This window comes from Paraburkholderia sprentiae WSM5005 (assembly GCF_001865575.2).
GTDB classification, from domain to species: Bacteria; Pseudomonadota; Gammaproteobacteria; order Burkholderiales; family Burkholderiaceae; genus Paraburkholderia; species Paraburkholderia sprentiae.
On sequence record NZ_CP017561.2, the window covers coordinates 1,747,548 to 1,760,128 of the forward strand.

Consider the following 12,581-nt stretch of genomic DNA (forward strand, 5'->3'; position numbering starts at 1 on the left):
GTGGACTTGCCCCACTGGTTCTGTCGCGCTAACGCGGTGCGCTAGAATTCGCATTCCCTCACGAACCAGGAACGAGATGGGCAAAACGAAGAATTCATCGCGTGCGACGTTCCTGCGGGGATCGGCAAGGTTCTCAAGCGCTTGCACTATCCGCTGGACGTGATTCTGCTGTGTGTTCGCTGGTACATGGCGTACTCGCTGAGCCTTGCGTGCGCATAGCGACGAGGCTGCTGCACGTCGGTATTTCGACAAGGCGATTGCCCAAAATGTTGAGCCCGAGACTATCACTGTGGACAAGAGCGGCGCCAATCTGGCCGCGCTCGAAGAGTTCAACGCTGAGCGGAACAAGCCAATCAAGATCCGGCAGAACAAGTATCTGAACAACGTCATCGAGGTGATGCACATGATTCGCAAAGGGCAGGTGCAGCACGATGGCGACACCAGAACCGCTGCCGAGCAATTCTATTCGCTGGTCATATGAGCAGCCCTCTTCATATCAAATCCGCTCGCACTGACTTCCTTATCGCGACAAAACCATTCGGCAAAGCTTCACGGATTCCGGCCGGCCCCATCTAAAATACCGCGCGTGGTCAGTTCTTGCTTAAGGAGCCCCTTTTCCGGAAGGCAGTACGGCGACTTGCGTTTTGATTAGCGCTATTCAAAACGTAACGGAACAAAGCTCAAATCGTCCGTCTCAAGACAACAGGCTTTCCACCCATCGTCTGCTTCGTCATCCACGCCGCAAGCGCCGAGTCCATGTAGTCGGCGTGCCCTGGAAACCAGCTGTACAGATGCAAGCCGATGTCATGCACCAGCGCGCAACCGGCCTGCCCTGCTTCGACCGCTGCTTTGACGTCCCGCACTGACTTCAGCACGGCTTCGTGCTCTTCTATGTGGCAGTCGCGCGGAGGAAAGTTCGTCGTGCGCATCCATTCGTCTTCCTGCTCGAAATGGCTAACGGCGTGTTTCTCGAACTCCACGATAGCGGCGAGGGCGCTCGCATCGGTGCAAGCCACGAGCCCTAGCGCGACTCTGTAGAATTCTTCATGGACATCGTCCATCGGTGCGAAGCCGAGTAGCCGCGCATCTGACCACGCAAGGCTATTATCACTTTCCCGCACAGGGGCTTCAGCGTCTTTCGATACAAGGTCATTCATGTTCACTCAGTCCGGCGTTAGAAACAGCTATATCATAGCCAAGTTATATTAAGCGTTGGAAGATTCCCGGCGTTCTGTGGCTGCACTCAAGCAATGGGACGCGTCGGCGCTTTGACGGTCGTGGACGTCGTCAACCGAGAGGCGCTCGCCATTGAGGTTGGACATCGTCTGCGTGCACACGACGTTGTGTCGGTACTGAACCGGCTGGCGGCGCTACGTTTCCTGTTTGCCAATAACGGCAGCGAGTTCTCTCGTCGCCTGCTGAATATGCGCGCGTACCACTACAAGTTACAGATCGACTTCAGCCGTCCGGGCAAGCCGGCAGATAACAACTTCATCGGGACGTTCAACGGCTCATTCCGGGACGATTACCTCAACCTGCACTGGTTCGGATCTATGGCTGAAGCAAAACGCGAGATCGAGGCATAGCGGCGGGACTCCAACGAGACCCGAGCTGACTTGGCCCTCAACGATTTAACACCGGGCGAGTTTCCCGCCTGGCAATATAGTCTTCGGCCTGCGGCCGAAGACTCATGAAAGGCCAGACACTAACACTTCAACCTGACCAGGAAACCCAAAGCGGTTCAGAAAACACCCCAAAGGTTGGATCGGTGTCCAAGCTTGAGGTGCGGTTCGCTCTGGAGGCTTTCTTTTCTTTTTATTGCCCGCTTAGAGCGTTAGAACTTGTGCTGGATGCCGACCATGCCACCCGTCTGGTTCGCGCCCGTTTGGACCGTACCGCCACCCGTAAGCGCCACTGCACCATTTCGGCTGTTGATCATGTACCCGAGCATAGCGTACACCGAGGTACGCTTCGACACGAAGTACGTCGCACGAGCCGTAATCATGGTCGAATTCGACGTCGCCGGCGCTACGCTACCCGGGACGATCGCACCGTTCTCGATCACGCCGCCGATATTCGACGGGTTGCTCACATTAAAATGCGCGCCGACGAGATCGAGTGCCAGGAACGGCGTGGGCAAATAGGTACCGTTCAGGAAGTACAGATCCGTGTGGTACGACCGACCGACGTTCACGTTGTGGTGTATCCAACCACCTGCGAACTTCCCGTGGCTGAAATCGTAATACGCCGTAGCTTGGATGTGCGTGTCTTTGTCCGCGCTACTCACAAGCGGGCCGAAGTCCGTTGATGCCCCACCGCGCATCTGATCGAAAGACACCGATGCGCCGTAGTTCGCGGTGTCATACATCACCATAGCGGTGACCTGCTTACAGGCCTGGAAATCGCCGGGAACCTGGCCAGCACAGCCTGTTCCACCGGGCCCTGGCACCGTCGCCGAATCGCGACCGAAGCTATACGTCGCGCCGATCGTCACGCCGCCGAACTTGCCCATGTAACCGATCGCATTGTCGCTACGTGCGTTCGCCAGGTAGGGGTCAAAACTGGCCAAGCCGATCAGCGCCGGTCCCAGGATATCGGCGTTTACGACCGAGTAATACGTCATGTTGCTTTGGCGTCCAAACAGCACTGTGCCGAACCGGTTGCCAAGACCGACGTTGGCCTGACGACCGAACAGACGCCCACCGTAGTTCAGACCGCCCGTCCCCGGCGCGAAGCCGCTTTCGAGGTTGAACACAGCCCTCAGGCCACCGCCCAGATCCTCCACACCCTTCAGGCCCCAACGCGAAGGCAATTCGCCCGTCAGTGCCGGCATGCCATAGACCGAACCACCAGTCTTGGCGTGGTTATAGAACTCGATGCCGGTATCCATGATGCCGTAGAGCGTGACACTACTTTCTGCATAGGCTTCCGTAACGAAGAGCAACATTGCCGCCCCGATAGCGAGTTTCTTCACCTTCATAGGAATCTCCAATTTTATTATGAAGACGCGTTTCTTCGTTTCGCGTCCAGTCGAATTATCAGGAGGATTTGTGCGAACGTAACGCCCGGTTTACCTGCAATTATTAATCCGTATCTCGCCCACACCTCCACCATCACTCTGCATACCTAATTACCAAAACCGAATCAGATCGTAGATGTTGGTCATGAATATCTGATATCGGTAGCTTCGATTAAAGAGCGCTTGGAAGACCACTGCTCGTGGACTACGTGACGACCCTACGCATCAAAGTTGTTGCACCGGGATAACGCGCCAGGAAAACGCCTCGATTTGACGAGGCTCTTCTATCACTGCTGTGCCTGAAACTCTCTTTCCAACTGCGCCCAGCGTTCACCGCACTCGACTGCGCCCGCCACATATTCCTGGGGAACTTCGAGGTACGGGGGACGCGATGGCCCCGGATCGATCAGGCCTGCCGCCTTGAACCGCAGATGGCCGATCTGGATACTGTAGTCCATGAACCGCGCGAGGTCGCCGCCCGGGAACATCGGTGCTTCCGCCCATTTCAATTTAGCGGTGATTTCCTTCGCCCGTTCCCAGTCGCCTGCCAGAATGGCACGCGAGTTTGCCACGATGGGGCTCGGCGCACAGGCAATGCCACCCGTCCAGCACGCGCGTGCGAGCTCGGGATGCTTGATCGCCACCGGATACCATTCCGGCGCCAGCGGCAAGATGCGCATCTTGTCGCCGACGGCGATCATGTCGGGTTCGAGCGTGGGGCCACCGACGTGCTTCGCCGCGACAACTTCCGGAATTTCCGCCAGAGCCTTGTAGGCCTCGGGGCTGATCTTTGCCTTGAACGCGATCGGGTTGTCGTACACGACGAGCGGAACGCCAGGCAACGCTTCAGCGATGTCCCGGTAGTAGCGAACGATGTCCTTCTGATCAACGGACAGCCACATCGGGCGGCCGACAAACAGGCCATCGGCGCCCAGCTCGATCAGTTCACGGCCACGAGCGATAGTGTCACGCGTATTCATCGTCGTGACACCAGCGAAAAACGGCCGGGATTTGCCGTTCGTTTCGATGATGCACTTCGTGAAGTCGAGATGTTCCTCACGCGTCAGCGTTGCCCCCTCACCGAACGTGCCGTTTGCCATCAAGATATCAACGCCGGCCGCCGTCACCAGTTTGATCATCTTCTCGGTTTCGTCGAGATTGACGCTGTTCTTCGTATCCCACCGGCCTGCGTCCGGCGTTGCAGGCGTCGGTACAATCCCAAGCACACCAACGATGTCTTCAACCGTAAGTCTCATTTTCACTCCTGAGTTTGTTCAAGAAAAAACTTGAGTCAAATTACAAGCCAACGTACTGTCTAACGCAGTCACCGTCTGCCTCAAGTGCAGCCGAATCTCCAGTCCAGACCACGCGTCCCTTTTCGATCACATAGTGACGATCAGCCAATCTCGACAGCGGCGCCAAATTCTTGTCGACCACGAGCATTGCCTGACCCTCGTCCTTCAACATGCCCAGGCATTGCCAGATTTCTCGCCGGATTAACGGAGCCAGACCTTCCGTCGCCTCATCGAGAATAAGCAGACGAGGGTTCGTCATGAGTGCCCGTCCGATTGCCAGCATCTGCTGCTCGCCGCCCGAGAGATTCGAGCCCAAATTCGTTTCGCGCTCCTTCAGGCGGGGGAACCTTTCGTACACGCGATGCAGGACCCAAGGGTTATTCACCTGTCTACGGTTTGTCGCCGCACAGATCAGGTTTTCCTTGACGGTCAGATTGGGAAAAATTCCGCGTCCCTCCGGCACCAATCCGATGCCCGCCTGAGCAATGCGGTAATCCGCCATGCCCGAGATCTCTCGACCATCAAAGAAGATCGACCCGCCCTTGATCGGCAGTTGTCCCATCAGTGTTTTGATGGTGGTGGACTTCCCCATGCCATTACGGCCAATCAGTGTCACGACCTCGCCAGCCGCGATCCCTAGCGATATATCCCAAAGTACCTGACTCGTGCCGTAGCTCGCCGCGATATTCTTTATTTTCAGCATCACATGAGCTCCGACGGCTTCCCCAGATACGCTTCCTGCACCGTCTGGCTGCACCTGATTTGATCCGGAGTGCCGGTCTCGATCGGTTGCCCGGAAACCAAAACCGTCACGCGATCTGCGAGTTCAAACACCGCATCCATGTCATGCTCGATCAACAGCATGCTGATGTCGCTCTTAAAGCGTTTCAGCAGCGCCACCATTGCTTCCGATTCAACCTGGCTCATACCTGCAAGCGGCTCGTCCAGAAGCATAAGGCGCGGCTTGAGTGCAAGTGCCATTGCCAATTCAAGCTGGCGCCGCGCGCCGTGCGCCATTTCGGAAACCGGCGTGTTCATTTCGGTCTCCAATCCCACCTGCAAGAGGGCTTCGACCGCCTCGCCAATGAGATCTCGATCTCGGCGCGTCGGCGTCCAGACTCCGAAATTCCGCCCCGTACGGCCCTGAACCGCCAGCATGACATTCTCGAGCGCCGTCATATCGTTGAACACGGAAGTGATCTGATAGGAGCGCACGAGCCCCATCTGTGCGCGGCGATGGGTGGGCGCGGCCGTCACATCCTGCCCGCGAAAAACAATGCGCCCTTCGTCCGGCACAAGTTCGCCCGACAATTGATTGATGAGCGTCGATTTCCCCGCACCGTTCGGGCCGATCAGGGCATGGATCTCACCCTCTAGCACGTCAAGCGTTGCGTTGTTCGTGGCGGCCAATCCGCGAAAGCGCTTGACCAGATTTTTCACCTCGAGCAAGGGCCTCATCCACGCCCCCAGGTGTTTGGAATCGATCCAAAGATGCCGCGCTTAACCGTCATCGTCACAATCACGATAAACGCGCCGAGCAGCGCCATCCAGTGGTTATTGAGCAGCTGTTCGACGTCATGCGGCAACCCGAACTTTGAACTGGAAAATACCTCCTCGAACGTCAACATGACGATAGTCCCCACGAACGGCCCAATAATGGTCGCCTGACCGCCCAAGACCACCATGGCCATCAGTTCGCCCGAAACCGTCCAGGTGACGTATGAGGGCGCTGCAATCTGCACCAGATTCGCCAGAAAGAAGCCGGCGAGCACGCAGATCAATGCCGACAAAACGTACGCGGCCAGACGGTATTGAATCGTCGCAAATCCCAATGCTTTCATCCGCCGTTCGTTCGAGCGGCAACCCTGCACCGCCTGACCGAAGCGGGCGTTCATCATCCGGTTCATGAAAAAAAGTATCGCGATGAACGCGGCGAACACAACGTAATAAAGTACCGTATTCCCCCCAAGATCCAGTCCGCCGAACGCACTGCGATGTTCGATCGTCAAGCCGTCGTCTCCGCCGTAGTCCGTTAGCGTCATGATCAGGAAATAAAGCATTTGCGCGAACGCCAGCGTAATCATGATGAACGCCATGCCTGACGTGCGCAGGCTGATCAATCCCACCATGGTGGCCACCACGCCACCGACGATCAATCCAACCATCAATTGCGTCCAGCCACTATCGATACCGTGAAATGCACAGATGCCGACAGCGTACGCCCCGATCCCCATGTACAGCGCATGACCCAGACTGATCATCCCGCCATAGCCGAGCGCCAGGTTGAGTCCGCTCGCGGCCATCGCCATAATCAGAATACGCGTGGCGAACGTCGTGTAATAACTTTGCCGGAGCACGCCCGAAAGCAACGGAATGAGGGCGAATGCCGCCAACAGGATGATGGTGACCGCCGTCGGTGGCGTGACAATGATTTTCTTATCCATGCTTAACCGAAAATAGACCTTGCGGGCGCAATGCCAGGACTGCCGCCATGACGAGATAAATCAGAATGGAAGCCAGCGACGCCCCGACAACCTGAGCACTCGCGTGCGGCATGACACCTCGAAGCAGAGCGGGCAGGAACACGCGTCCACCTGTATCCACCAGCCCGACGATCAGCGCGCCGTAAAAAGCCCCGCGCACGGAACCAATACCGCCCGTCACGATGACCACCAGCGTCAAGATCAGGATTGGACCACCCATTCCTGGTTGAACAGACGATAGCGGACCATTCATGAAGCCCGCGAGCCCGGCCAGGCCGGCACCGATCGCGACGACTGCGCAGTTCAACCTCCGGATGTTGATACCCAAGGCTGCGATCATCGTGGCGTTGGATGCCCCCGCGCGAATCAGGATACCGACGTGAGTTCGATGGATGAAAATGTATAGTGCGACGGCCACGAAAAGACCAACGAGGAGGATCGCGAACCGATACGTCGGGTAAGGAATTCCGAATATCCGAATTGCACCGCCGAGGGAGTCCGGAACCTGCGTGGCAATCGATCCTGATCCCCAGATGATGCTAACGAGCTCGTTAAAGAACAGGATCAGGCCGAACGTGGCTAGTACATGCGTCATGTGATCGCGGATGTACAGTTTGCGGAAGATCGCCGTTTCGAGCACGACACCGACGAGCAGTGTTCCGAAAACACCGGCCGCCGCAGCCTCGACAAAGGACTCTGTAGCGTTGAACGTAACAGCCGCGAAATACGCGCCGAGCATGTAGAGCGAACCGTGCATAAGGTTCACGAAGTTCATGATGCCCAGCACGAGTGTCAGTCCGGCGGAAAGCAGGAAAAGTAGCACGCCGAACTGTAACCCGTTGAGTAACTGCAGAAGCATAAGTGATGGCGACATAGGACTGCCCTGTTCGGCTCTCCAACTATCAAATTGACCAACGGTGTGCGCCCTTGAGAGCTCACACCCGGCACTTATCCTGGTGTCGCTCGGGTCACCGATTTCCGTGGCTTGAAGGACAGGAAAAGACCGATCGCAATCACCAGGATAATGATGCCTACGGCGCGGATTCCAACCAGGTTGCTCCCCGTGTTGGCGCTGATGATAGCCACGACAATCGGGGCTGCGAATTCGCCGAAGAACACGCAGGAGACGTATCCGCCTGATCCCTTCGCGCGGCGTTCGACCGGAAGTTTAGACATCACGATATCGGCGATGGACGGAATTGCGACCCCACAGCCGGCAGAGTGGAGTACAACGGCTACCAACGTCCACCCTAGACCGATAACCGGCGCCTCCGAGATTCCGATCAGGCCAACGGCCATGAACGAAAAGCTGGCAACCAGGCAGAACTTCGAGCCCAACGGACGGGTGAACCGTGTACACAGCGCACCGATAACCAATGCCAGGTGCGAGACACCCATGATCATGCCGATCTGGCCCGGCGTTGCCGTCCCGATGCTTTTGAGCACAAAACTGAGTTCGACGGCAGCGACGAACATGGAGATCGCTGCGAAAAAGAGCAGTGCATAACTCGGGAGCATTCCAGTCCACTTGAAATCCGTGTTCCTGGCGGGCTGGACCTCCTCCTGTCGCCTCGCGGGTTCCCAAAGGAGCGCGAGTGCCATCGGGATCAGAATCACACCGCATATGTAAAGCCAAAATGGAGTGCGCCAGCCGTGGTTTCCAAGCAGACCACCGAAGACAAAGAACACCGACGCGGCCAGTGAACTGATCGCCGTTTGATAAGCGAACACGCGCTCGCGGGCGGCACCCGTGTAGTAGTCGCACATCAGAGCCGTGCATATCGTGATCGCCATCGCTTCGGTCACGCCGAGCGCAATACGACTGCCGACAATCCAGTGAAGATCGGCCAGGTACAGCGGTGCTGTGCCGAATAGCGTATAGAAGAACAGGGTAACGCCGATCATTGGACGCCGCCCGAACTTCTCTACCAGCCATCCTGCAACTGGTCCAAGCAAAGCAATCATGAGTGCAGGCGTTGTCATGGTGAAACGTACCCACATCCCTACATGCGCTACATCATGAAAGTTCTCCGCCATTCGTGGAAGCGACGGCGCAATCAGAACCCCACCCAGGACCGGCAGACAACTTATGACCATCAAAATGAACGTCTGTGCTGCTCCTGCTACTCTCGGCTTGGAGCCGTGCCCCAGATGATCGACCATCATGTCTCCACATCATTGATTGAATCAATTTTTTTGTTTCGTGTGCATCCGGGCTGTCACTGCGTGCTCTGAGATTTTCCTGTCCATCGTTTGATCAGACCGGTATCGATGTCGAACAGATCGAGCGCCCGACCAACGGTGTGATTCACCATCTCGTCTATCGTTGCTGGACGAGAGTAGAACGCAGGCACGGGCGGCATTATGATCGCGCCACTATTTGCGGCCCTTTGCATAATGTCGATATGCCCGGCATGCAAGGGCGTCTCCCGAACCATCAGAACGAGCGGTCGCCGCTCCTTCAGGCAGACATCAGCCGCTCGCGTCAACAGGTTGTCTCCAAAGCAATTAGCGATGCTTGATAGACTCTTGATAGAACACGGTGCGACCAACATACCGGCGGTGCGAAATGAACCGCTGGCGATCGCGTCCCCGATGTCAGCGTAGTTGTAGACAACACTGGCGAGAGCCTTTACGTCCTTTACCGTCCAGTTAGTCTCTTCGGCGATGGTACGGGACGCCGAAGGAGACATAACCAGATGGCTTTCGACGTCCGGGCTCTCGCGCAGAGCCTCCAAAGCGCGGATGCCGTAAATGGCACCCGACGCTCCCGAGATTCCGATAATAAGGCGCCGTTTCACTCCATTTCCTTGATGGCATTTTCATCTGGCCGACCATCGTCACCGATCGGCAGACGCTTGGCCAGCGCGCGTTCACCCACCTTGTGATAATTACCCTCGACGGCCCACTGCGCTTCTTCACGATCACGTTCCGAGCGCAGGCCAAGCTCATAGCCGAACCAGGGCATTCGCGGCGTCAGCGAAGGCAATCCGAGTTCTTCCCAGATTGCCTTTGCGTTTTCCATGAACGGACGCGCGGGCAGCGAAACCGGCGCCATGTTCTTCTTGCGCATGGCGTTGACAAGCATCATCGAACCGTAGAGCAGCTCGTTCGAATGACCGTCACGGGTCGCATACCGACGTTCCGCAGACGGATCGAGACCCATGCATCGCTCAGGCAAGGTCACGAAGTCCTTATGCGGCTGCGTGCGATAGCACATCGCCCAAATTACGGATTCGAGGTCGTTCGGATCGATGTCCTCGTCAACCGCGATTGCGAATTTGCCCACGTGGTTGTGGCGCCCCGGCAGTGCATAGAGCGCTTGCCATGCCACCGCAGGATCACATGGCTTCATCTTGACGACACACCAGTAATCCAGCGCGATCTGGTGGAAGGCGACGTCCACGACCTGCGGGATGCCACAGTGATTGCGAAGGTGGAACAGATACGTATTGTCCTGACCGACCTTCTTGAGCATGCTGCTCTCGCTAGGAGGCATCTGGCTCGTGATGTTCGTAAACACCGGATTACTGCGGTGCGTGATTGCCGTCACCTGGAACACCGCGTTGTATTCGCGCTCGCCCATGTAGCCGGTGTATTCGCCAAACGGCGCCTCAGGCTCCATGCAGTCCGTGAGGAAGTAGCCCTCGATGACGAGTTCGGCGTTAGCCGGAACCTGCAAATCGACGGTCTTGCAGCGCACGAGATCGAGCGGCTCACCGATCAGGCTACCGGCGACCGCGTATTCCTCTACGCCATACGGCAAACGGGTGCCTGCCGCGTAAGTCAGTGCAGGCGGGCCGCCGATAACCAATGCGGCGGGCATGACCTTACCCAGCTTCCGGTAGGCGTGCCAGTGGATCGAACCGTGATTCAGGTGGCCGAGCAGCACACCCATGCGATCTGGTCCCTTGATCTGGCCACGGTAGTTGCCGACGTTCAGCCAGCCGGTCTCCGGGTCCTTTGTGACCCAATTCGAGGCCGTCGTGTAGGGACCGACGTCGAAGCCAGGCGTAGAGATCGGAAGTGCAAACTCGTCCAGACCGCTATGCGCAAGCAGATCGTCGCCCATGTGCACTTCTTCCTGCACGGGACCGTATTCGACGATTCGCGGTGCGATCGGTGCGGCCTGTGCTTCCTGCCAGCGTTGTTTGACGTCCTTGACGTCGCAGCCCATGCCCAAGGCATAGACTTCTTTCGACGACGCGTAGATACCTACTGCGGCGCCGCCATTGACCTTGTTGCCCTTGGCATCGACAACGTGTTCGAACAGAAAGCCGCGTCGCTCCGATTCCGGCAGACCCCGGAACTGCCACTTCACCAGTGGCATCAGTTCCGTCTCCTTGCAAATCGGACGGCTGATTCGGAACAACTTGCCGGCCCGTTCAAGTTTTTCGAGGTAGGTACGGAGATCCTGCGGATTATCTTTCCGTTCCTGCGTAGGCGTATCAGACATTGTAGATTCCCAAATTTCCAGGTGAAGGTCAGCCGATAAGGCGGCTTACCTGTCGAGGCTTACTTCAGCGCGCAAGCGCTGACAAAAGGATCGGACGGATCGTGCATCGGCGCGGCGATCAACTTGAGGGTGACACCACCCTTACCGTCCTTAACGGCTTCCAGGACGTCGTAATCTTCATTCGGGAAGTGGTTTTTCGCGAACGAGAAGTGGCCGCGAATGGTCGCGAACTTCGCCTCCTTCAGTGCGGCGCCCAACGCTTCCTTGTCGTCCATATTGCCCTTGACCTTGGCAATGGCCGAGTCGATCAGCTGTGCTGCGTCATAGCTTTGCGCAGCGAACATCGTCGGTTCCCGGTGATACTGCTTCTCGAAGGCAGCGACGAATTCCCTGTTCGCTGCGTTATCGAGATCCGGCGACCATGCACCGCTCGTCACCGCGCCTAACGCAGCATCCTTCAGAGCCGTGAGGTTGTTGCCATCGACAGCGCCCAGTGCGAGCAGCGGGGTCGTCTTGCCCAAACCGGCTTGTTGATACTGACGCACGAAGTTGATGCCCAATCCGCCCGGGTAGAAAACGAATACCGCATCGGGCTTCGACGCTGAAACCTGAAGGATTTCAGCCGAGAAGTCCTGCTGCGAGAGCGGCGTGTAGATCTCGTCCGGTACTTGACCCTTGAAGACATGCTTGAACGTCGCCAGGAAGTTCTTTCCCGAAACGTAATTCGGCGCCATCAGGCTGATGCGCTTGTAGCCTTTGTCGTTCGCATACTTGGCGAGCGTCGCGCTCAGCAGTTCCGGTTGCCACGAGGTGACGAACTGGTACGGCGAGCACTCCGCGCCTGCCATCGGGTTCGTCGTTCCGTTCGAGATAACGACAAAGACCTTGTGCGGCGTCGCGACCCTCACTGCCGCAGCTGCCATCGGCGAAAACGTCAGGCCCGTGATAATGGGTACGTTGTCCTTTTCGATCAGTTTTTGCGTGACCTGTGCTGCCACCTCGGGCTTAAGCTGGCTATCCTCCCGGATAACCTGAACGGGAACGCCACCCAGTTTTCCGCCGTTCATCAGAACGCGCAACATGAAGCCGGCGTATTGATCTTCACCCAACGTCGCTTGCGGACCCGACAACTCCGCTTCAAACCCTATCTTGATCGGAGTTTGTTCGGACATCGCTTGCTGAGAAGCGAACGCCACGACGGAAGAAGCGATCACCGAAACTGTACGCAGCATCTTCAAGACTTCACTCCTTTACTTAGGATAACGATTGTTGCGTCACCACTGTCAGGTGTCAACGTGACACTGATCAGCATTTACCCGATTCGCATT

General features: G+C 57.1%; 12 protein-coding genes and 2 pseudogenes. 3 read left to right on the forward strand and 11 right to left on the reverse strand.

Annotated elements, in window-relative coordinates; all coding sequences use genetic code 11:
- The first annotated feature begins 96 nt into the window (after positions 1-96).
- A pseudogene (locus tag BJG93_RS07945) lies at positions 97-481 on the forward strand (DDE-type integrase/transposase/recombinase).
- A 199-nt stretch (positions 482-680) separates the two neighbouring features.
- Here BJG93_RS07945 and BJG93_RS07950 read toward each other — a convergent pair.
- On the reverse strand, positions 681-1,157 hold the full coding sequence (locus tag BJG93_RS07950) for a bacteriohemerythrin (protein WP_027197769.1): 477 nt from the start codon (positions 1,155-1,157) through the stop codon (positions 681-683).
- A 99-nt stretch (positions 1,158-1,256) separates the two neighbouring features.
- Between BJG93_RS07950 and BJG93_RS07955 the strand changes: the two are divergent.
- Positions 1,257-1,694 (forward strand): annotated as a pseudogene (locus BJG93_RS07955) (integrase core domain-containing protein); the annotation flags it as partial.
- Positions 1,695-1,834: 140 nt separating this feature from the next.
- Here BJG93_RS07955 and BJG93_RS07960 read toward each other — a convergent pair.
- The 9 genes from BJG93_RS07960 to BJG93_RS08000 all read right to left on the reverse strand — a co-directional run bounded on the left by BJG93_RS07960 (position 1,835) and on the right by BJG93_RS08000 (position 10,869).
- Positions 1,835-2,980 (reverse strand): porin, encoded by a 1,146-nt coding sequence (locus tag BJG93_RS07960; RefSeq protein WP_027197770.1) that lies wholly within the window; start codon positions 2,978-2,980, stop codon positions 1,835-1,837.
- Positions 2,981-3,306: 326 nt separating this feature from the next.
- Positions 3,307-4,275: a dihydrodipicolinate synthase family protein gene (locus tag BJG93_RS07965; RefSeq protein WP_027197771.1), complete on the reverse strand. Its 969-nt coding sequence runs from the start codon at positions 4,273-4,275 to the stop codon at positions 3,307-3,309.
- Between the two features lie 40 nt (positions 4,276-4,315).
- Positions 4,316-5,017 carry an ABC transporter ATP-binding protein gene (locus tag BJG93_RS07970; RefSeq protein ID WP_027197772.1) on the reverse strand — a complete coding sequence of 234 codons (702 nt, stop codon included), beginning with the start codon at positions 5,015-5,017 and terminating at the stop codon, positions 4,316-4,318.
- Entirely contained in the window at positions 5,017-5,772 is a 756-nt protein-coding gene (locus tag BJG93_RS07975; RefSeq protein WP_027197773.1) for an ABC transporter ATP-binding protein, read from the reverse strand. Before BJG93_RS07975 ends, BJG93_RS07970 begins: the two co-directional genes overlap by 1 nt.
- A complete protein-coding gene (locus tag BJG93_RS07980) occupies positions 5,769-6,758 on the reverse strand; it encodes a branched-chain amino acid ABC transporter permease (RefSeq protein WP_034479402.1) in 990 nt (329 codons plus the stop codon). Before BJG93_RS07980 ends, BJG93_RS07975 begins: the two co-directional genes overlap by 4 nt.
- The gene (locus tag BJG93_RS07985; protein WP_027197774.1) at positions 6,751-7,671 is read right to left on the reverse strand and encodes a branched-chain amino acid ABC transporter permease; all 921 of its coding nucleotides are present in this window, start codon (positions 7,669-7,671) and stop codon (positions 6,751-6,753) included. Before BJG93_RS07985 ends, BJG93_RS07980 begins: the two co-directional genes overlap by 8 nt.
- Before the next feature lie 74 nt (positions 7,672-7,745).
- Positions 7,746-8,960 carry an MFS transporter gene (locus tag BJG93_RS07990; protein WP_027197775.1) on the reverse strand — a complete coding sequence of 405 codons (1,215 nt, stop codon included), beginning with the start codon at positions 8,958-8,960 and terminating at the stop codon, positions 7,746-7,748.
- 56 nt (positions 8,961-9,016) lie between these two features.
- Positions 9,017-9,598, reverse strand: a complete 582-nt coding sequence (locus BJG93_RS07995; protein WP_027197776.1) for a UbiX family flavin prenyltransferase — start codon at positions 9,596-9,598, stop codon at positions 9,017-9,019.
- Positions 9,595-10,869, reverse strand: coding sequence for a UbiD family decarboxylase domain-containing protein (locus tag BJG93_RS08000; protein WP_407675292.1), 1,275 nt, complete (start codon positions 10,867-10,869; stop codon positions 9,595-9,597). Before BJG93_RS08000 ends, BJG93_RS07995 begins: the two co-directional genes overlap by 4 nt.
- Here BJG93_RS08000 and BJG93_RS36405 point away from each other — a divergent pair.
- Entirely contained in the window at positions 10,846-11,292 is a 447-nt protein-coding gene (locus BJG93_RS36405; RefSeq protein ID WP_407675293.1) for a hypothetical protein, read from the forward strand. The two genes, BJG93_RS08000 and BJG93_RS36405, sit on opposite strands and share 24 nt — an antisense overlap.
- 20 nt (positions 11,293-11,312) lie before the next feature.
- On the opposite strand, the gene BJG93_RS08005 is transcribed toward BJG93_RS36405, so the two are convergent.
- Positions 11,313-12,485, reverse strand: a complete 1,173-nt coding sequence (locus tag BJG93_RS08005; protein WP_051374470.1) for an ABC transporter substrate-binding protein — start codon at positions 12,483-12,485, stop codon at positions 11,313-11,315.
- Positions 12,486-12,581 lie beyond the last annotated feature (96 nt).

Excerpts from the sequence above, each read along its gene's own strand:
- BJG93_RS07950 (WP_027197769.1), bottom strand. The coding sequence starts at position 1,157 with ATGAATGACCTTGTATCGAAAGACGCTGAAGCCCCTGTGCGGGAAAGT.
- BJG93_RS07960 (WP_027197770.1), bottom strand. The coding sequence starts at position 2,980 with ATGAAGGTGAAGAAACTCGCTATCGGGGCGGCAATGTTGCTCTTCGTT.
- BJG93_RS07965 (WP_027197771.1), bottom strand. The coding sequence starts at position 4,275 with ATGAGACTTACGGTTGAAGACATCGTTGGTGTGCTTGGGATTGTACCG.
- BJG93_RS07970 (WP_027197772.1), bottom strand. The coding sequence starts at position 5,017 with ATGCTGAAAATAAAGAATATCGCGGCGAGCTACGGCACGAGTCAGGTA.
- BJG93_RS07975 (WP_027197773.1), bottom strand. The coding sequence starts at position 5,772 with ATGAGGCCCTTGCTCGAGGTGAAAAATCTGGTCAAGCGCTTTCGCGGA.
- BJG93_RS07980 (WP_034479402.1), bottom strand. The coding sequence starts at position 6,758 with ATGGATAAGAAAATCATTGTCACGCCACCGACGGCGGTCACCATCATC.
- BJG93_RS07985 (WP_027197774.1), bottom strand. The coding sequence starts at position 7,671 with ATGTCGCCATCACTTATGCTTCTGCAGTTACTCAACGGGTTACAGTTC.
- BJG93_RS07990 (WP_027197775.1), bottom strand. The coding sequence starts at position 8,960 with ATGGTCGATCATCTGGGGCACGGCTCCAAGCCGAGAGTAGCAGGAGCA.
- BJG93_RS36405 (WP_407675293.1), top strand. The coding sequence starts at position 10,846 with ATGCGCAAGCAGATCGTCGCCCATGTGCACTTCTTCCTGCACGGGACC.
- BJG93_RS08000 (WP_407675292.1), bottom strand. The coding sequence starts at position 10,869 with ATGGGCGACGATCTGCTTGCGCATAGCGGTCTGGACGAGTTTGCACTT.
- BJG93_RS08005 (WP_051374470.1), bottom strand. The coding sequence starts at position 12,485 with ATGCTGCGTACAGTTTCGGTGATCGCTTCTTCCGTCGTGGCGTTCGCT.